The following is a 19,635-nucleotide window of genomic DNA, read 5'->3' on the forward strand; positions in this document are numbered from 1 at the left end:
TCGTTTACGGGGCTTTCACCCTCTTTGGCTGACCTTTCCAAGTCAATTCAACTACTACTCACAGCTACCACAGCTGAGTCCTACAACCCCAACAAGCAAGCTTGTTGGTTTGGGCTGTTTCCGTTTCGCTCGCCGCTACTAAGGAAATCGATTTTTCTTTCTCTTCCTGCAGGTACTTAGATGTTTCAGTTCTCTGCGTCTCACCCTCGCTAACCTATGTATTCAGTTAGGAGTAACAGCCTATTAAAGCTGCTGGGTTGCCCCATTCGGAAATCTCTGGATCATAGCTTACGTACAGCTCCCCAAAGCTTATCGGAGTTAGTCCCGTCCTTCATCGTCTTCTAGTGCCAAGGCATCCACCGTGCGCCCTTATTCACTTAACCTTATTTGCTACCACTTACGTGCTAGACTCTTGATTTCTACCAACTAGCGATAGTCAGCTCCATCAATCCTATGTTTTAGCTATTGAACTTTGTTTATTAACTCGTTTCAACGCGGTGTTTTCGGTTTGTTTACATTTTGTTTCAATATCCAGTTTTCAATGAACGAATGTTTGAGAGTAAACCTCTCAAAACTGAGCAATGAATAAGTCAACCTGTGTATTCCGTAATATTCCTTAGAAAGGAGGTGATCCAGCCGCACCTTCCGATACGGCTACCTTGTTACGACTTCACCCCAGTTATCTATCCCACCTTAGGCGGCTGGCTCCCGAAGGTTACCTCACCGACTTTGGGTGTTACAAACTCCCGTGGTGTGACGGGCGGTGTGTACAAGGCCCGGGAACGTATTCACCGCGGCGTTCTGATCCGCGATTACTAGCGATTCCGGCTTCATGTAGGCGAGTTGCAGCCTACAATCCGAACTGAGAACAGCTTTAAGAGATTAGCTTGACCTCGCGGTCTCGCGACTCGTTGTACTGTCCATTGTAGCACGTGTGTAGCCCAGGTCATAAGGGGCATGATGATTTGACGTCATCCCCACCTTCCTCCGGTTTGTCACCGGCAGTCTTGCTAGAGTGCCCAACTTAATGATGGCAACTAACAATAAGGGTTGCGCTCGTTGCGGGACTTAACCCAACATCTCACGACACGAGCTGACGACAACCATGCACCACCTGTCACTTTGTCCCCGAAGGGAAAGTTCTATCTCTAGAATGGTCAAAGGATGTCAAGACCTGGTAAGGTTCTTCGCGTTGCTTCGAATTAAACCACATGCTCCACCGCTTGTGCGGGCCCCCGTCAATTCCTTTGAGTTTCAGTCTTGCGACCGTACTCCCCAGGCGGAGTGCTTAATGCGTTAGCTGCAGCACTGAAGGGCGGAAACCCTCCAACACTTAGCACTCATCGTTTACGGCGTGGACTACCAGGGTATCTAATCCTGTTTGCTCCCCACGCTTTCGAGCCTCAGCGTCAGTTACAGACCAGAGAGTCGCCTTCGCCACTGGTGTTCCTCCATATATCTACGCATTTCACCGCTACACATGGAATTCCACTCTCCTCTTCTGCACTCAAGTTCCCCAGTTTCCAATGACCTTCCTCGGTTGAGCCGAGGGCTTTCACATCAGACTTAAAGAACCGCCTGCGCTCGCTTTACGCCCAATAAATCCGGACAACGCTTGCCACCTACGTATTACCGCGGCTGCTGGCACGTAGTTAGCCGTGGCTTTCTGGTTAGATACCGTCAAGGCGTGAACAGTTACTCTCACGCTTGTTCTTCTCTAACAACAGAGTTTTACGATCCGAAAACCTTCTTCACTCACGCGGCGTTGCTCGGTCAGACTTTCGTCCATTGCCGAAGATTCCCTACTGCTGCCTCCCGTAGGAGTCTGGGCCGTGTCTCAGTCCCAGTGTGGCCGATCACCCTCTCAGGTCGGCTATGCATCACGGTCTTGGTGAGCCATTACCTCACCAACTAACTAATGCAGCGCGGGTCTATCCATCAGCGACACCCGAAAGCGTCTTTCATCATTCGATCATGCGATCAAAAGAGATATGCGGTATTAGCACCTGTTTCCAAGTGTTATCCCCCACTGATGGGCAAGTTACCCACGTGTTACTCACCCGTCCGCCACTCTTTTTCTTTCGGTGGAGCAAGCTCCGGTGAAAGAAAAAGCGTTCGACTTGCATGTATTAGGCACGCCGCCAGCGTTCGTCCTGAGCCAGGATCAAACTCTCAATAATATAAGTGGTTCACAGCAAAGCTGATGTACCACTATAGCTAGAAACTTGTTTCTAGCATCTTATGAGTTTTAGCTCATTTATGTTTGCTAGCGAATTACTTCACTAAAATTTAAAAATTGTTGGTTTTGTTTTACACTTTGTAAAACACCCTACACATTTGGTTTGTCTTATTCATTGTTCAGTTTTCAAAGGTCTACTTTTTAAAGCTGTTGTCTTTTGTGACAACTTCTAAAGTTTATCATGTTTAGTTGACTTTGTCAACAAATTTTTAACTTTTTTATATAATCAAGGACTTTTGCCCTTTCAACTTTACTATCTTATCATTCCACGTTGACTAAGTCAACTATATTTATAAAAAAAAGCAAGATACTTTCGTACCTTGCTTTTTGATGTTATTTAGCTGTTCTGCTTTCTGCAGTCACTCCAATATTAAACCATAAGTCTTGCGCTAAAACATTACTTGTCCAATCAACACCTGTTACTCGAGTATTAACTGGTAATACTTCATTACGGTAAAGAGTTGGAATTACAAAAGCTTCTTCAGCTGCATATTTTTGCCATGCATCAAATGCTTCTTTACGTTTTTCTGGGTCAAATGAATCATTAGAATCAATTGCTGCTAATAATTTATCATTTTCTTCACTTGCAAAACGTGTGTAGTTGAATTGTGCTGTTCTTCCATATAAACCAGTTGGGGTTGGATCAGTACCTGTTCCCCATGCTCCTTGGAAGACATCAATTTCTTTATCATCATTTTTCAACTTATCATAGAATGATTGGAAGTCAATTAAACGTCCTGTTGATAATTGGACATTTAAACCAATTTCTTTCCAAGATTGCACATAATAATCTGCTAATGGTTGTGCCGTTTCTCCACCGTCCATTGAGGCAAATTTAATAACCAATGGCTTACCATTCTTATCTTCAACAAATCCATCACCATCTACATCTTTAAAACCTGCATCTGCTAATAATTCTTTTGCTTTGTCTTTATTTTCAGTAAAGCCTTCGATTGAATCATTATGTAATGAACCAAATACCGGTGGAATCAATGTGCTAGCATTTGAACGTAAACCGTTATAGAATTTTTCTCCTACTTGGTCATTATTTACTGCGTATCCCATTGCTTGACGTAAAGATTTGTCTGCCATTTTAGCATTTGGATCCGTTACGACTTCGCCTTTATCAGCATCCCATTTACCAAGTTTGAAACCTACATATGTGTAAGATAATTCTTCACGACCTAACATTTCAAAACCTTCAGTGTCTTTATAGTTAGGGTATGTATCTGTTGCCATCTTAATCATCATATCGTATTTAGACGCACGCATAGCTTCCATTGATGAAGCAGTTGGTACAACAGTAAAAACAAGTTTATCTAGAGCCGGTTTACCTTTGTAGTAGTATTCATTTGGTGTGAACGTAACTGACTCACCAGCAACGATTTTAGACATTTTATATGGTCCAAATGTTACAGGATTACGACGTACAGCGTCAGCTTTTTCTAAGTCTTTAATAGCCACATCTTTTAATACATGTTTAGGAGCTGCGTAATTCCAGATGCCTCCGCCTAGTTGTTGCATGCTTGGATTCATTTCTTTGTATGAGATTTCAATTGTTTTGTCATCAATCTTCTTGATTCCTGAAATTGAATCAGCTTTACCAGCGTGGTATTCTTCCATACCTACAATATTAGTAAATGTTGTATCATAACGAACACCTGTGTAATCTTTATGTCCAATGATTTCATACGGATAAATCATATCTTCAGCTGTGACAGCTTCCCCATCAGACCATTTTAAATCTTCTTGAATCTTGATAGTCGCTTTTTTTCCTTCTACATCTAAATCTAATGACGCTACACCATCGTTTGTAATAACGAAATCTTCATCCGATGTGAAAAGTGATCCATGAGAAGGTGCCATGAATTCAGCATCATAGCTGTCTTCATATAATTCCCATAAGAATAAGCCTTTGAATTGTGTATCCATTACAACAGCAACTTCCATTGTTTGACCAGCAATAGCTTTGTCTTGGTTAGTACTTTTTACTGGTAAAGTTGCAATATCTACACCTTGTGATGCATCTTTGTCTTTACCTTTTTTGTCATCTCCGCCACATGCTACTAATAAAGTTGCGGCAGTCATCATCGTTAAACCTGCTAATAAATGTTTTTTCTTCAAGTTAATTCCCCCTATTTATTTTTACCCTAATCGTTGACGTGCATCTGCTGAGCGTTTGAATGCTTGACCAACATAGTTAATAGCTAACATCATAATTAAAATTAATAGTGACGCTGGTAGCCAAATCCATAACATGTTAGATAAAACATCACCATTTCTTGCATAAGCAATCAATGTTCCTAAACTTGGGTTACTTGCTGGTAAACCAAATCCTAAGAACGTTAAGGTTGTTTCAATCCCAATATTTGCTGCAAAGTTCATCGTTAAGTTGGTAATAATTAATGAGCTTAAGTTAGGCATTAATTCACGGAACATGACTTTGAAATCATTTGTTCCTAATGTTTTTGATGCACTAATATAATCTCTTCTTGATTCTGATAACGTCTTAGATCTGAACAAACGTGCTTTCCCTACCCAGTAGAATAAACACATAATCCCAATAAATGACCAAACATTAAATTTAGGTACAATCGTTACAAATACAATGATTAACATTTGTGTTGGTAAAATCATGATGAAATCGACAATTCGCATTAAAATGTTATCAATTGCGCCACCATAATAACCAGCAACAATTCCTAATCCTACCCCAATAATTGAAGTAATAACTGTAATAGCAAAACCAATCCAGATCGAGTTTCTAGCGCCGATAATCAATTGACCGAATACATCACGACCACCTTCATCTGCACCTAATAAGAAACTCATTCCTTTAGTGTCACTATATGTTCCTGGTGCTGCATACTTATCAAAAATGCTGACGTACATCACTTTATCTTGGTCAACAAAAATTGAACCAATAAATACAAATAGTAGAATAGCGATTAATAAAATTAAAGAGAACATCGCTAATTTATCTTTTTTAAATTCACGCGCAATCATGCGGAATCCCATTGGTGGGATACTTTCCACAACTGCTGTATCTTTTTTTACATCTTCTGACATATTATTTGCCACCTTTCCTTTTATTTTGATCTACTGAATACGAATTCTCGGGTCAACAATACTCATAATAATATCTGATAGTAGAGTCCCAATTAACGTCATAATACCAAGAATCAAAATTAAGGCAGTGATGACTGTGTAGTCACGCTGTAATAATGAGTCGATAAATAATTTACCGATACCTGGATAAGCAAAAATTTGTTCAATTACAACTGATCCACTAATTAATCCTGTAATCTCATAACCTAATTGTGAAGCAATCGGTAATGAGGCGTTACGGAAAATGTGACGTGTATACACTTTGTTAGTTGGCACACCTTTTGAACGTGCTGTTCTAACATAATCTAAGTTTTGTGAATCAATTACTTCACTTCGTAAGTACTGAATCGTTACGGCAGTTCCTAATAGCGCTTGACTTAGTGCTGGTAAAATTAAATGATGGAATTTATCCCAAACATAAGCCATTGTACCTGGCTCAACATTTGCCGAAACAGATCCTGTTGTTGGGAACCAATCTAATCTGTAACCAAAAATAAATAACATTAATAAAGCAAAAATGAATACTGGAATAGCGAAACTCACAAAATTGTAAATAACAACTGCTTTATCAAACCATGAGTTTTGGAAACGTCCTGCAAACAGCCCTAATGGTAACGCAATTAAATAAGTTAAAATAACTGTCACAATTGATAATAAAATCGTGTTAATTGCGCGTTGTCCGATAATTTCAGCAACTGGCATTTTGTATAAGAAACTTGTTCCAAAATCACCTTGTAAAGCATTCCCTACCCAACGGAAGTACTGCGTGTACCATGGGTCATTTAAACCAGCTTGTTCACGAAGTGCTTCGATTGCAGCTGGGTCCATGTTTGGATTAATTAAACCTGTAAATGGATCTCCTGGCATTGCTTGAGCAAGTAAGAAGATGAAAACACTTAAAATAATGACTTGTGGGATCATTAAAAGAACACGACGTAGTATTGTTTTCCACATAATTATTTCTCCTCGCTTTCTCGATGAATAACTGCCGCTTTATGCGTTGATGAAATTTCTTGTAAGTCGTATACACGACCGTTTTCATCATAATAATCACTCATCAATGTTTGATATTCTTTTTCCACTTCACGACGTTGCGCTTTATGCGCTTCACGATTCTCAACATCAATCTTCGGAATCGCTGATAATAAACGTTTGGTATAGATATGTTGTGGGTTATTATAAATATCTTCACGAGTTCCAACTTCAACAAAACGACCTTTGTTCATAATAGCTAAATTATCACACATATATTTCACGACACCTAAATCATGAGAAATAAATAAATAACTCAAGTCATATTGTTGTTGGATATGTTTCATAAAGTTTAATACTTGCGCTTGAACAGATAAATCCAAAGCAGATACTGGTTCATCAGCGACAATTAATTTAGGATTTGTTGCTACTGCACGGGCAACCCCTAGACGTTGACGTTGTCCACCTGAAAATTCATGCGGATATTTGTATAACGCATCAGTTGGCATTCCTACGATATCCAGCATTTCTTTCACACGTTGTTTTTCTTCTAAATCTGTTAACTCTTCAAAATTACGAATAGGTTCTGCGATAATATCGATCACTCGTTTTTTAGGATTCAAACTTGACATTGAATCTTGGAAAATCATTTGAACGTCACGATTATAATTTGTTGCTTTTCTAATTGAACGTTTTGTCACATCTTGTGAGTTATAAATAATTTGTCCATCTGTTACTTTTTCTAATCCAACAACCGCTTTACCGATCGTTGATTTTCCTGAACCTGATTCACCGATTAAACCATATGTTTTACCTTTTTCGATAGTCATGCTCACACCATCAACTGCATATACATGGTCAGTTACTCGGTTGAAGAAGCCACTTCTAATTGGATAGTGAACTTTTAAATCTTCAATTCTTAGTAATTCACTCATTATTCTGCTCCTCCCTCATGTTTGAAATGGAAATGCTTATAACAAGTACAGCGAACCAAATGATCGGGTCCTACTTCGTGTAAGGTTGGGTTTTCTTCATGTTCTGATTCAGCAACCCAAGGAATACGTGCCGCAAAACGACATCCTGTTCTAGGCATTTTAGTTAATGAAGGAACCACGCCATCAATTACGTGTAATTCCTCATCTGGACTATCTTCTTGAGGGATAGAGTTCAATAATGAACGTGTATATGGATGTTTCGGATTAGCAAACAATTCAGCTACTGGTGCTTGCTCAACAATTTGACCACCGTACATTACTGCAACACGATCAGCCATTTCAGCTACTACTGATAAATCATGAGTAATCATGATAATACCTGCCTCTGTTTCAGCCTGTAAATCAGTTAATAAATCTAAAATTTGTGCTTGAATAGTTACATCTAATGCTGTTGTTGGCTCATCCGCAATAATAACTGGCGGCTTACAAGAAATAGCAATCGCAATAATGACACGTTGACGCATACCACCTGATAGTTCATGTGGGTATTGACGAGCAACACGTGCTGGATTTGGAATACCAACCTGGGCTAACAACTCTAAAACGCGTTCATCACGTTGTTCTTTAGTATAATCTGTATGGTATGACAAAGCTTCAGCAATTTGATCACCAATTCTCATTAATGGATTTAATGCTGATAAAGGATCTTGAAAGATCATTCCAATGTCATTTCCTCTAATTTTATTGTATAAAGTTTCATTAAATTCTAACAAGTTCATATCTTTATAGATAACTTGACCTGTTGATTTCGCATTATTGGGATTATGTAGCCCCATAATTGTTGTTGCTAATGTACTTTTACCACACCCTGATTCCCCTACAATCGCTAAAATCTCATTTTTATCGAGTGTTAGAGAAACATCATCGACGGCGTCATAAAATGTATCTTTAATTCTAAAACCTGTATGCAAATTACGGACTTCGAGTAGTTGTTCCCCAGTCTTCATAAGATACCCCTCTCCTAAAGCGTGCTTAATACTCTTTTTAGAAATCTGTCAATTTTCTTATAGTAATCAGCATGTTTCTTTTTTATTTTTAATATTCTTCTCAATATTTAATAATTATACTTAAATTCCCATACTTTTTCAAGGTATTCTTTCATGTTCCTCTAATTTTTGGACAAAAAAAAGAGCAATAAATTATTATTGCTCTCTTTGATTGAGACAAATATCCTTATAGAAACTTTAAGGATTCGACTACATATTAAAGATTATTTGTTATATAATCAACAGCTGCACCAACTGTTTCAATTTTTTCAGCATCTTCATCAGAAATCTCTGTACCGAACTCGTCTTCAATTTCTAATACAAATTCCATAATTTTAATAGAATCAGCACCTAAATCATCTTTAATGCTTAATTCTTCACTGATTTTATCTTCTTCAATATCAAAATGTCTTAAAATGATTGCTGAAACTTTTGCTAATACTTCTTCACGTGTCAAGTTTCTCCACCTCCATCTCATTTCTTCTTTGACTAAGTTACACTTCACTATTTTACTTTTTTTTTTTGCGTTTGTCTATAGTCTATCTATTTAGACGTTTCATCTTTATGTGCATAATAAGAAACTAAGCCATCTGTTACATTTGTTTCTAACATCGTGTGAATCTGTTTAATGGTATAAGCAACAGCTTCTGGACCAGTTGATCCATGCGTTTTTACCACAGGAGCTTTTAAACCAAACAATACCGCACCACCATACGCTGAATAATCAAGACTTCCTTTAACATTTTTCAACGCATCTTTTAGTAAGACAGCACCCATTTTCCCTTTAATTCCACTATCTAAAATGGATTCTTTTAAAATAGACATAATGCCTAGAGCTGTTCCTTCGATGGTTTTTAGTACTGCATTCCCAGTAAATCCATCTGTTACTACTACGTCCGCAACACCAGATAATAATTCTCTTGCTTCAACGTTACCAATAAAATTAATACTTGGTTCATTTTTTAGTAATTGATACGTTGATTTAGTTAATTCATTACCTTTAGTTTCTTCTTCTCCGTTGTTAAGCAACCCAACGCGAGGATTTGTAATCCCACGAACTTGCTTAGCGTAATGTGTTCCCATTACAGCATATTCAACAAGATGCTCGGGTTTGTTTTCGGCATTTGCACCTAAATCCATAAAATCGAATCCTTGATTGTTTTTTCCAAAAGTAGGTAATGTCGTCATCAAACCTGGGCGTTCAATTTGTGGAATACGTCCAACTACTAATAACCCGGCCGCTAACAATGCTCCTGTATTCCCTGCAGAAAAAACAGCATCTGCTTCTCCGTCTTTTACTGCTTTAGCAGCTAACATCATTGAGGCATCTTTTTTGCGTCTAACTGCTTTAACCGGCTCATCATCACTTTCAATCTTCACATCTGTATGAATAATTGTAACATTCTCCATATCCGTTACGTATTGTTTAATTTCTTCTTCTTTACCGAATAATTGGAATTCAATTGAAGGTAATTCTTTCTTGGCTAACATAACCCCTTCAACAATTGCTTTTGGGGCATTATCGCCACCCATTGCATCGACTGCAATTCTCATATTATCACTCCTTTGGTCAAATTATACCATATCTCTACCTATTATTAGTCAAATTTTCCAGTCTGTTCAACCTCAACCATTCGTTGGGCTAGAAGTTGATAGGCTGCTTTAATTTGCCACTCATATTGTTCCCAAATATTAGATGCTTCTTGCCTAGCAGTTTCTAATATGTCAAAGTCAACAACCATATCGCCTACATTAAACTGTGGAATCCCTGATTGACGAGCACCAAAAAATTCGCCTGGACCTCGCATTTCTAAATCTTTTTGACTTAAAACAAAACCGTCTGTTGTTTCAGTCATTATTTTCATCCGTTCAATTCCTGTATCATTTTTAGGATTAGAAACAAGAATACAATACGACGCTTCACTACCACGTCCCACTCGTCCTCTCAATTGATGCAACTGAGCTAATCCAAAACGTTCTGCGTCCATAATCATCATAATAGTAGCATTTGGAACGTTAACACCTACTTCAATAACCGTAGTTGAAACGAGAATTTGAAGCTCATTGTCTTTAAATTTCGTCATGATATCATCTTTTTCTGCAGGTTTCATCTTACCGTGTAATAATCCCACTTCAAAGTCAGGCGCATAATAGTCGCGTAATGTATCATATAATTCAGTGGCATTTTTCAAATCTAAGGACTCGGACTCTTCAATTAACGGACAAATCACATAGACTTGATGACCTTGACGTAATTCTTTGGCTGACCAATCTAAGACAGTCTTGAGTTGCTGAGGTTTAACCCATCTTGTTGTGATAGGAATACGACCCGCTGGCAACTCATCAATGACTGATACATCCATTTCACCATAAGCCGTAATCGCTAGAGTTCTTGGGATAGGTGTAGCCGTCATAAATAAGACATCTGGATGATTTCCTTTTTCTCTTAGAGCTTGACGTTGTTTAACACCAAAGCGATGCTGTTCATCAGTAATGACCAATCCTAGATGATGATAATCCACACCGTCTTGAATCAACGCATGGGTTCCCACGATAATATCCAGTTCATGATTAGCAAGTTGCGCTAAGATTTCACGCTTTTCTTTAGCTTTTGTTGAACCCGTTAACAAAGCAACTCTTACATCAGTATCTTTAAATAACTCAGTTAGACTTAAAAAATGTTGTTCCGCCAGTATTTCTGTTGGCACCATCATAGCCCCTTGAAAACCAGCAGTGACTGCAGCATAAAGAACAATAGCAGCAATCACTGTTTTACCACTCCCAACATCCCCTTGAAGCAAACGATGCATATGTAAACTACTTCTCATATCCCGACAAATTTCATTTGTTACACGTTTTTGAGCGGAGGTTAATTCAAAAGGCAGCGTCTCAATAAAAGTTTTTAAGCGAGCATTATCATATAGTATCTCTGTCCCCATATCTGTCGTTTTTTCCTGATGCTTCAATTGTTGCATACGCATTTGAAATTCAAAAAATTCCTCAAACACCATTCGACGTCTTGCTTCCTGATTTTCTGTCATAGTCTGCGGAAAATGCATGGCTTTGACCGCTGTTTGACGATCTAAAAAATGATACTTTTCAACTAATTCATCCGGTAACCAGTCCTCGACCAAGGGTAGATAAGCTTCTATTCCTTTTGCAATAATATCAACAAGTGTTTGTTGTCTCACTTGCTTGTTAACGTGATAAATAGGGGCAAATTCATCAACACTTTGTTCTTTAGCACCGCTACTTAATATTTTTATACCCATTAAAGATTGACGTTTACTATCCCATTTACCATACACGCTTATTTCTTCGCCCATGTGAACTTGCTTTTGTAAAAAGTGTTGATTAAAAAATGTCACTTTCACTACGACATGCTCTTGTCTAATATTAAACATCAGTCTATTTTTTTTATAGCCAAAATGGGAAACTACCGCTTCGGTTACGACTGTTCCTTTTAATACCACTTTTTCTTGATCTGCAATATCTTCAATTTGACGTAACTGAAAATCATTGTAGCGAAACGGGAAATACATGATAAGTTCTTCAATTGTTTCAATACCTAATGACATTAATTGCTCAACTTTCTTAGGTCCTACTCCCGCTAAGACAGCCACTCCATCATTTAACGACTTCAATTGTTTCACCTCTTTATAAACAAAAAGACTATGACAATTGTCACAGTCTTTTTAATTTTTATTTTTTCTGTAAAGCTAGGCTCACTCAAGTACTTTATTCTACAGAGAAGATATATGGATAAACTGGTTGATCTCCTTGGTGTATTTCAACTTCTAATTCATCATTTAACGCTAAGATAGCTGCTTCAATTGCTTCAGCTTCTTCTTGTGTTCCTTCTTCACCAATAATAATTGTAACAATTTCGCTATCTTCTGTTAACATTTTTTCAATTGTATTAACTGATGAAGTAAAACGATCTGTTTGAGCGACAACGATTTTACCTTCTACCATTCCGATAAAATCATCTTGATGAATCTCTAAACCATCAATCGTTGTATCTCTAACAGCAGTTGTTACTTGACCACTTGCTACTTCATCTAACATAGCAACCATTGTTTCTTTATTTTCTTCTAATGATAGTTGATCATTGAAGCCTAACAACGCAGTCATCCCTTGAGAAATAGTTCTAGCAGGTACTACAACTGTTGGAATTTCACTTACTTCAGCCGCTTGATCTGCTGCCATGAAGATGTTTTTATTATTTGGTAAAATAATCACTTTCTCAGCATGTACTTCTTCAATAGCTTTCATAATATCTTCAGTACTTGGATTCATTGTTTGTCCACCACTGATGACATAGTTAGCGCCCATACTCAAGAATAATTCTTTTAATCCTTCTCCGGCAGCAATTGCGATAATTCCGTACGGTTTACGAGGTGCATCAGCTTTTGGTGCCACTTCGTCAGATTCAAGAATAGTTTCATGTTGAACACGCATGTTATCTACTTTAATTTTAATTAATGAACCAAATTTCTGACCGTAGTTCATCACTTCACCGGGATGCTCCGTATGAACGTGAACTTTAATGACTTCATCATCAGCAACCACTAATAATGAATCACCTAATTCATTTAAATAGTTACGGAACGTATCATAGTCAAATTCACTATCAACTGTTTCACCTTCACCAATTCTTACCATTATTTCAGTACAGTAACCGAACTTAATATCTTCAGTAGCAACATGACCTGCTACACTACGATGATGTTCAGCATTTACCATTTCTGTCATTTCAGCAGGTGTTGGTTGATATACAGGTGCTTCTAATTCTTTACCTGATAAAACACTTAAAAATCCTTCATAAATAAATAATAGCCCTTGACCACCACTATCTACAACACCGACTTCTTTAAGAACAGGTAATAAATCTGGTGTTTTATCTAGCGCTTTTTTAGAACCTTTAACAACAGCTTCCATTACTTCTAAACAATCTTCTGTTTGTTGGGCTTTTTTCATACCAGCTTTAGCGCCTTCACGAGCAACTGTTAGAATCGTTCCTTCCACCGGCTTCATAACCGCTTTGTACGCTGTTTCAACACCACTAGCGAATGCTGTAGCAAATTGTTCACTTGTTACTTCTTCAAAATCAACGATTGCTTTTGAGAAACCACGGAACAACTGAGAAAGGATAACGCCTGAGTTACCACGAGCTCCCATTAATAAACCTTTTGATAAGACTTTTGATAATTCCCCAACATGTTCTGATGTTGAATTACTTACTGCTTTTGCACCACTTGTCATTGATAAATTCATATTCGTTCCAGTATCACCATCTGGCACTGGAAAAACGTTTAACGAGTTAACATACTCGGCATTTTGATCCAAGCGCATTGATCCTGCCTGAACCATTGCTTGAAATTGACCCGCTTTAATTGTTTTGATTTCCACTTGATAAATCCTCCCTTTAGTCAAGACTACCTTCACACATTATTCAGGTAGTACACGTACGCCTTGGACAAATACATTTACTGAGTTCGCAGTAATGCCCAACATTGTTTCTAAATTGTATTTAACTTTCTCTTGAACGTTCTTAGATACTTCTGAGATTTTTGTTCCATAGCTAATAACCGTATAAACATCAACTGCTACACCGTTATCTTCTTGACGAACAACAACGCCTCGAGAATAATTTTCTTTTCGAAGGATTTCATTAAAATTATCTTTAATTTGGTTTTTACTTGCCATGCCCACGATGCCATAAATTTCAGTGGTTGCACCACCAACTACTGTGGCAATCACCTCATTGCTAATTTCGATAGTTCCTGCTTGTGTATTAATTTTAACAGTCATAAACATATCCTCCTTAAGGCACAATCGCCCATATTCTTAAACTATTCTATCACAATCAATCTAATAAGAAAAGTCAAACTCCATATTTAGTCAAAAACATTTTCTGTAACTTTTCATAAGCTTTTTTATCTTTTCTTATTCTTAAAGGCTTGCATTAAGCAGTGGTTTATGATAAATTATTCTAGTATGAGCAAACAAATTAACGCTTCAATATCAAAGCAAAGGAGGAAGGACCATGGCAAAAGAATGTTATATCACTGGACGTAAAGCAAGATCTGGTAACTCTCGCTCTCACGCGATGAATTCATCTAAACGTACTTGGAAAGCTAACCTACAAAAAGTTCGTATTTTAGTAGACGGCAAACCTAAGAAAGTTTGGGTTTCAACTCGTGCTTTGAAATCAGGTAAAGTTGAGCGTGTTTAATTTATAATTAAGACAGACATCTGATATTTTTTGTTAGGTGTCTTTTTTTTATCCAAAAACAGAGGGAGGATATGACAAAAGTTTGTCATATCCTCCCTCTGTTTTATTTATCTTTACTTTGTATCACCGCTATAACACCTTTAGTGAAACTAAACCTCACCGTATCGGATACGAACTCATTAGAAGCATAACTTGTTGGAAAAGCAACCTCCACATTAGTGAGTTTATATTTAGCATCATGAATTGTAAAACCCTCAATTGGCGTTAAACAAATAAAGGCTAAATACTTCTTATCAATCTCTTTATCAATGACATAATCCCCTGGTAAAAAGTAACGCATCGTGTTTTGATTATCGGCAATGGTTAATTTGTTTGTTATAGACAAGTCTCCTATATGAAACGGTAACCAAATATTAGCTAGAAAATGATCCCATCTACCTCCAGAAGCCCCAATCAACGTAATTTCCGAATCAGGGTATCTTTTTAATACTTCTAAAATAGCTAACTCGGTATCAGTAAAATCTTTCTCAGGTTGTGCTTTGATGACTTCTTTTACTTGTCGCGCTACTTGTTCAAATTCTTCCTTTATAAGCGAATCGAAGTCTCCGATAGCAACTAATGGTTGAATACCATGATTAAGCAAATACAGGCTGCCACGATCAACTCCAATCCAAATCGCTTCTTCTGAAAAATGATCAAGTACAGGCCATAAAGAAGGGGATCCACCTGCAGCAATGATAACTTGTTGCATAATTACTGTACCGCATCACGAAGCGTTTGAATACGTTCAGCTGGATTCTCCGCAGCATAGACATATGAGCCTGCAACAAATACATCCGCTCCTGCATCTGCGCATTGTTTGATGGTTTTATCCGTTACACCACCATCTACTTCAATTTCGTATTGATAACCCTTTTCTTGACGGATAGCCGCCACTTGTGCGATTTTTTCGGTAACTTCTGGAATAAACGATTGTCCACCAAACCCTGGATTAACCGTCATTAATAACACCATGTCTACCATGCTCAAAACATGTTCAATGGCACTAACGGGTGTCCCTGGATTAATTACCACACCGGCTTTCACACCTAAATCTTTAATCATTTGGATACCACGATGCAAATGAGGTGTGCTTTCGGCATGAATCACAATAAAATCTGCTCCTGCCTTGGCGAAATCAGCAATATAACGCTCAGGATTCACAATCATCAAATGAACATCCAGTGGTAATTTAGTTACCGGTCGCAAAGCAGCAACAATATTAGGACCTAAAGTAATATTAGGGACGAATTGACCGTCCATTACATCGATATGAATATAATCTGCTCCTGCTTTTTCAACTAATACAACATCTCTTTCTAAATTAGCAAAATCTGCACTTAAAATTGATGGCGCAATTTTCATTTTATTCCCTCTTTCTAATTAACGTTTATTTTTTCCATACATAGGTTTACGATTTTCAAGTTCGTTTAATATTTGCAAGTAATTATCATAACGCTCTTGTGAAATTTCTCCTGCTGCAACTTGTGCCTTAACTGCACATTTAGGTTCATGAACATGTTTACACTCACGGAATTTACAAGACTGGCTTGCTTCATTTATTTCGATGAATTGTTGCGATAATTCCGTTGTTTCCATTTGCGGAATATCAATAGCACTAAACCCTGGCGTGTCACCAACTAATCCACCTTCTAAAGGAATTAATTCCACATGACGTGTCGTATGCTTTCCTCGGCCTAAATATTGAGAAATTTCTCCTGTTTTTAAGTTCAACTCTGGAGATATTTTATTAATCAATGTTGATTTACCAGCACCTGTTTGTCCCATAAAGACGGTTACTTTGTCAGAAAATAACGTTGATATCGTAGCGACTAACTCATCTGGATGGCCTAATAATGGCATCAGCACGTGATACCCAATTTTTTCAAAATAATCTGCATACTCTTTCACTTGATAATAGCCGGATTCATCTAGCAAATCTGTCTTTGTAAAGTATAAAATAGGCACGATATTATTATACTCTAAATAAACTAAAAAGCGATCTAATAAATTTTCTGAAAAATTTGGTTCTTTACAACTAATAATTAAGACCGCTTGATCAATGTTAGCAACAGGCGGACGAATCAGTTCATTTTTTCTTGGTTCAACCGCTAAAATATACCCTTCTTTTAACGTATCAAATTTAAATTCAACTTCATCTCCCACTAAAGGCGTAATATTTCTATTCCTAAAATTTCCTCGCGCTCTTGTTTGATAGGTCTTTCCATCTGAATATACATAATAAAAGCCGCTTAATGCTTTCCTTATTTGTCCTTTTGCCATAGGGCCTCCTTTATGACCATTTAATTAATTACAGTATACCATAATTCACTTATAATAAAAAAACTCCAACAAGAAGAGCATCACACACTTCTTGTTAGAGTTGATAGATATTATTGACTTGAATCTTCTGTCTTTTCACTAGATAACTCTTCTTTGGCAACCTCAGAAGATGTGCTTGTTTCAGATGATGTTTCTTTTGAACTATCTTCCGTACTTTCTTCCGTACTTTCTTCAGAGCTTTCTGAATCAGCTGACGACTCTTCAGTTGATTCAACTTCTGGTTCTTCAGATGATTCGACAGTTTCAACAGGTTCTGGTCCTTTTGAAAGCACAATCATGACAGAGTTCCCTTTTACTAAACTTGCACCCGCTCCTGGTGAGGTACTTATAACAGAATTCTCAGGAATACTATTTGAAAATTCACTTGTAGCCTGAGTAAAACCTAATCCTTGGCCATTTAAATAATTAATAGCTTCAGTTAATGTGTAACCTGTTAAATTTTCTAAAATAATCGTTTCAGTTCCCACGCTGACTTTTAACTCTACTTGACCATCAGCTAGCGAAATTTTAGACCCTTCTGCCGGTGATTGACTCACAATGACACCTGGTTCATAATCCGGATCTTCCACTTCATCTATTTTAATTTGATCATCCGTAAAACCTAAATCTAATAATTCTTTTTTAGCATCTGTCAAGCGAGAGCCAATATAGTTACCAATCTCAATTTTTTCAGACCCTTTACTAACGGTTAAAATTATTTTTTCAGATTTAAAGGCACGCGTTCCAATACGAGGTGATGTGCTAATCACTCGGTCAGCTTTAACTGTTTCAGAAAAAGCTTCTTCATAATCATCCGACACCTTAAATCCTTTGTCTTCTAGCAATGTAATAGCTTCATCAATCGTTTGACCTGAAACATCGGGAATAGTTGTTCCTGATGGTGCAAGCCAGACACCTGCTAAAACTGCTAAAACACCTAGCATTAACAATAACCCGATCTTACCCCCACGTCGTTTTTTCTTCTTAGGTTCAATTTTAGGCGGTTTTTCAACTGTTATCTCATCGGACTCTTTATCCAATTGATTGGTCTGATTAGCTTTTGTTACTTGTGCATCGCTTATAGGTTGAATTCGTTTGGTTTCATCTTCCATAATTGATTTTGGTTTAAATATAGGTTCATTTGCTCGTTCTGGCAATAAACAGGTCATTAAATCTTTTGCCATTTCATCAGCAGAAACGTAGCGATCTGAAGGCTCTTTTGTTGTTGCTTTAAGAATAACATTTTCTAAACTTTGTGGAACATCAGGTAATTGTTCACGCACAGAAGGCATATCCGATTGAAAATGTTTCAATGCAATAGAAACTGCTGATTCTCCTTCAAACGGTACTTTTCCTACTAATAGTTCATACAAAATAATCCCTAAAGCATAAATATCCGACTGGCGTGTTGCCATGCTTCCTCTTGCTTGCTCTGGTGATAAATAATGGACAGAACCTAATAATGTATTAGTCTGTGTTAAAGATGTCTCTGATAACGCAATAGCGATGCCAAAATCAGCAATCTTAACATTTCCTGCTTCATCCATTAAAATATTTTGGGGTTTCAAGTCTCTATGAATGATACGATGTTCATGTGCCAAACCAATTGCCGAAAGAACTTGTTGCATAATAGCAATTACTCGTTCCTTAGATAATGGGTGGTTCTCTTTAATATATTTTTTTAAGTCTGTTCCTTTGACATATTCCATTATTAAATATTGACGATTATCTTCTTCACCAACATCATAAATACCAACAATATTTGGATGGACTAATTCTGAAGCGGCTAAAGCTTCTCTTCTAAATCTTCTAATGGCTGTTTCATCATCAAGAAAATCAAATCGTAGCACCTTTACAGCTACCTCACGATCTAAAATCAAATCGTAAGCAAGGTAGACATTGGCCATACCACCACTACCAATACTTCGAATAATTCGGTAACGACCGTTTATTTTGTTACCTATTTCTACCATTAGTTTTCACCCTCTTCGTCTTCAAAATCCATCAGCAGAACCGTAATGTTGTCCTTACCGCCTGCTTCATTTGCGATTTCAATTAACGTTGTTACTTTTTTCTTGAGTGTCATCTCACTACTAACAACTCTTAACATACGCTCATCAGGTACCATATTACTTAAGCCATCTGTACATAAAATGATATAGTCATTCAATAGTAAGTCCACAGTTACACTATCAATTTCAACATCAGTAGGTAACCCTAGAGAACGTGTTAAGACATTTCTTCTTGGATGTTGCTGGGCTTCTTCTTTTGAGATTTCACCTGTTTTCACTAATTCGTTAACTAGCGAATGATCCTCTGTTAACTGTGAAATAACATCTCCTCTTACCCTATAAGAACGGCTATCTCCAACATTGAATAAAATGACACGCTTATCAATTACAACTGCTGCAACAATCGTTGTTCCCATACCTACTCGTTCTGGAAATTGAATACCTTCTTCATAAATCAAATGGTTTAGTCGTTGAATTTCAACATTTAACCATGACGTTGCAAGCTCTTCGTCATCAATATCGGTTTGTTCCCATGCATCGCCTAATTGACTAACGGTCAACTGACTCGCGATATCTCCGGCTTGATGACCTCCCATTCCATCGGCCACAATTGCTAACGCGATATTTTTCTGATTAATATACAAACCAACAGAATCTTGGTTACTTGAACGTTTTTTCCCTACATTCGTTTGAAAAGCAACTTTCATTTTTTACACCTCTTATA

General features: G+C 37.4%; 16 protein-coding genes and 2 rRNA genes (1 of these 18 running past the window's edge). 1 reads left to right on the forward strand and 17 read right to left on the reverse strand.

Annotation, left to right across the window (positions count from 1 at the left end):
- From E4Z98_RS06145 to E4Z98_RS06200, 12 genes are all read right to left on the reverse strand, one after another.
- Positions 1 to 383 (reverse strand): 23S ribosomal RNA (locus E4Z98_RS06145); it reaches 2,534 nt to the left of the window's first position.
- A gap of 237 nt (positions 384 to 620) precedes the next feature.
- Positions 621 to 2,180: ribosomal RNA gene (locus E4Z98_RS06150) — 16S ribosomal RNA — on the reverse strand.
- The 16S and 23S rRNA genes sit together here, the layout of an rRNA operon.
- Positions 2,181 to 2,572: 392 nt before the next feature.
- Complete coding sequence (locus E4Z98_RS06155) at positions 2,573 to 4,330, reverse strand: oligopeptide ABC transporter substrate-binding protein (RefSeq protein ID WP_135255263.1); 1,758 nt, start codon at positions 4,328 to 4,330, stop codon at positions 2,573 to 2,575.
- A gap of 54 nt (positions 4,331 to 4,384) precedes the next feature.
- Positions 4,385 to 5,308 (reverse strand): ABC transporter permease, encoded by a 924-nt coding sequence (locus tag E4Z98_RS06160; protein WP_135255260.1) that lies wholly within the window; start codon positions 5,306 to 5,308, stop codon positions 4,385 to 4,387.
- A 30-nt stretch (positions 5,309 to 5,338) separates the two neighbouring features.
- Entirely contained in the window at positions 5,339 to 6,301 is a 963-nt protein-coding gene (gene opp4B, locus E4Z98_RS06165; RefSeq protein ID WP_135255259.1) for an oligopeptide ABC transporter permease, read from the reverse strand.
- Positions 6,302 to 6,303: 2 nt separating this feature from the next.
- Positions 6,304 to 7,254: an ATP-binding cassette domain-containing protein gene (locus E4Z98_RS06170; RefSeq protein ID WP_135255258.1), complete on the reverse strand. Its 951-nt coding sequence runs from the start codon at positions 7,252 to 7,254 to the stop codon at positions 6,304 to 6,306.
- Positions 7,254 to 8,261, reverse strand: a complete 1,008-nt coding sequence (locus E4Z98_RS06175) for an ABC transporter ATP-binding protein (RefSeq protein WP_135255257.1) — start codon at positions 8,259 to 8,261, stop codon at positions 7,254 to 7,256. Before E4Z98_RS06175 ends, E4Z98_RS06170 begins: the two co-directional genes overlap by 1 nt.
- A 256-nt stretch (positions 8,262 to 8,517) precedes the next feature.
- The gene (gene acpP / locus E4Z98_RS06180; protein ID WP_135961177.1) at positions 8,518 to 8,757 is read right to left on the reverse strand and encodes an acyl carrier protein; all 240 of its coding nucleotides are present in this window, start codon (positions 8,755 to 8,757) and stop codon (positions 8,518 to 8,520) included.
- A gap of 86 nt (positions 8,758 to 8,843) precedes the next feature.
- Positions 8,844 to 9,854: a phosphate acyltransferase PlsX gene (gene plsX / locus E4Z98_RS06185; RefSeq protein WP_135255255.1), complete on the reverse strand. Its 1,011-nt coding sequence runs from the start codon at positions 9,852 to 9,854 to the stop codon at positions 8,844 to 8,846.
- Positions 9,855 to 9,898: 44 nt separating this feature from the next.
- Entirely contained in the window at positions 9,899 to 11,944 is a 2,046-nt protein-coding gene (recG, locus tag E4Z98_RS06190; RefSeq protein WP_135255254.1) for an ATP-dependent DNA helicase RecG, read from the reverse strand.
- 94 nt (positions 11,945 to 12,038) lie between these two features.
- Positions 12,039 to 13,673, reverse strand: coding sequence for a DAK2 domain-containing protein (locus tag E4Z98_RS06195; RefSeq protein WP_135255262.1), 1,635 nt, complete (start codon positions 13,671 to 13,673; stop codon positions 12,039 to 12,041).
- A 78-nt stretch (positions 13,674 to 13,751) separates the two neighbouring features.
- Positions 13,752 to 14,114: an Asp23/Gls24 family envelope stress response protein gene (locus E4Z98_RS06200; RefSeq protein WP_135255253.1), complete on the reverse strand. Its 363-nt coding sequence runs from the start codon at positions 14,112 to 14,114 to the stop codon at positions 13,752 to 13,754.
- A 235-nt stretch (positions 14,115 to 14,349) separates the two neighbouring features.
- Between E4Z98_RS06200 and rpmB the strand changes: the two genes are divergently transcribed.
- Positions 14,350 to 14,538: a 50S ribosomal protein L28 gene (gene rpmB, locus E4Z98_RS06205; RefSeq protein ID WP_135255252.1), complete on the forward strand. Its 189-nt coding sequence runs from the start codon at positions 14,350 to 14,352 to the stop codon at positions 14,536 to 14,538.
- A 103-nt stretch (positions 14,539 to 14,641) separates the two neighbouring features.
- Here rpmB and E4Z98_RS06210 read toward each other — a convergent pair whose 3' ends face one another.
- From E4Z98_RS06210 to E4Z98_RS06230, 5 genes are all read right to left on the reverse strand, one after another.
- Entirely contained in the window at positions 14,642 to 15,289 is a 648-nt protein-coding gene (locus E4Z98_RS06210) for a thiamine diphosphokinase (protein WP_135255251.1), read from the reverse strand.
- 2 nt (positions 15,290 to 15,291) lie between these two features.
- Complete coding sequence (gene rpe, locus E4Z98_RS06215; protein WP_135255250.1) at positions 15,292 to 15,942, reverse strand: ribulose-phosphate 3-epimerase; 651 nt, start codon at positions 15,940 to 15,942, stop codon at positions 15,292 to 15,294.
- Positions 15,943 to 15,960: 18 nt separating this feature from the next.
- Positions 15,961 to 16,860 (reverse strand): ribosome small subunit-dependent GTPase A, encoded by a 900-nt coding sequence (gene rsgA / locus E4Z98_RS06220; protein ID WP_135255249.1) that lies wholly within the window; start codon positions 16,858 to 16,860, stop codon positions 15,961 to 15,963.
- Positions 16,861 to 16,970: 110 nt separating this feature from the next.
- Positions 16,971 to 18,872: a Stk1 family PASTA domain-containing Ser/Thr kinase gene (gene pknB / locus E4Z98_RS06225; protein ID WP_135255248.1), complete on the reverse strand. Its 1,902-nt coding sequence runs from the start codon at positions 18,870 to 18,872 to the stop codon at positions 16,971 to 16,973.
- Positions 18,872 to 19,618: a Stp1/IreP family PP2C-type Ser/Thr phosphatase gene (locus E4Z98_RS06230; protein WP_135255247.1), complete on the reverse strand. Its 747-nt coding sequence runs from the start codon at positions 19,616 to 19,618 to the stop codon at positions 18,872 to 18,874. Before E4Z98_RS06230 ends, pknB begins: the two co-directional genes overlap by 1 nt.
- Positions 19,619 to 19,635 lie beyond the last annotated feature (17 nt).

This window comes from Vagococcus xieshaowenii (assembly GCF_004792515.1).
Classification (GTDB): domain Bacteria; phylum Bacillota; class Bacilli; order Lactobacillales; family Vagococcaceae; genus Vagococcus_A; species Vagococcus_A xieshaowenii.

Bases quoted from the DNA above. Each gene is read 5' to 3' on its own strand.
- rpmB (WP_135255252.1), top strand. From the start codon at position 14,350: ATGGCAAAAGAATGTTATATCACTGGACGTAAAGCAAGATCTGGTAAC.
- E4Z98_RS06160 (WP_135255260.1), bottom strand. From the start codon at position 5,308: ATGTCAGAAGATGTAAAAAAAGATACAGCAGTTGTGGAAAGTATCCCA.
- E4Z98_RS06200 (WP_135255253.1), bottom strand. From the start codon at position 14,114: ATGACTGTTAAAATTAATACACAAGCAGGAACTATCGAAATTAGCAAT.
- plsX (WP_135255255.1), bottom strand. From the start codon at position 9,854: ATGAGAATTGCAGTCGATGCAATGGGTGGCGATAATGCCCCAAAAGCA.
- rsgA (WP_135255249.1), bottom strand. From the start codon at position 16,860: ATGGCAAAAGGACAAATAAGGAAAGCATTAAGCGGCTTTTATTATGTA.
- E4Z98_RS06175 (WP_135255257.1), bottom strand. From the start codon at position 8,261: ATGAAGACTGGGGAACAACTACTCGAAGTCCGTAATTTGCATACAGGT.
- rpe (WP_135255250.1), bottom strand. From the start codon at position 15,942: ATGAAAATTGCGCCATCAATTTTAAGTGCAGATTTTGCTAATTTAGAA.
- E4Z98_RS06155 (WP_135255263.1), bottom strand. From the start codon at position 4,330: ATGATGACTGCCGCAACTTTATTAGTAGCATGTGGCGGAGATGACAAA.
- E4Z98_RS06230 (WP_135255247.1), bottom strand. From the start codon at position 19,618: ATGAAAGTTGCTTTTCAAACGAATGTAGGGAAAAAACGTTCAAGTAAC.
- pknB (WP_135255248.1), bottom strand. From the start codon at position 18,872: ATGGTAGAAATAGGTAACAAAATAAACGGTCGTTACCGAATTATTCGA.
- E4Z98_RS06210 (WP_135255251.1), bottom strand. From the start codon at position 15,289: ATGCAACAAGTTATCATTGCTGCAGGTGGATCCCCTTCTTTATGGCCT.
- E4Z98_RS06170 (WP_135255258.1), bottom strand. From the start codon at position 7,254: ATGAGTGAATTACTAAGAATTGAAGATTTAAAAGTTCACTATCCAATT.
- E4Z98_RS06195 (WP_135255262.1), bottom strand. From the start codon at position 13,673: ATGGTTCAGGCAGGATCAATGCGCTTGGATCAAAATGCCGAGTATGTT.
- opp4B (WP_135255259.1), bottom strand. From the start codon at position 6,301: ATGTGGAAAACAATACTACGTCGTGTTCTTTTAATGATCCCACAAGTC.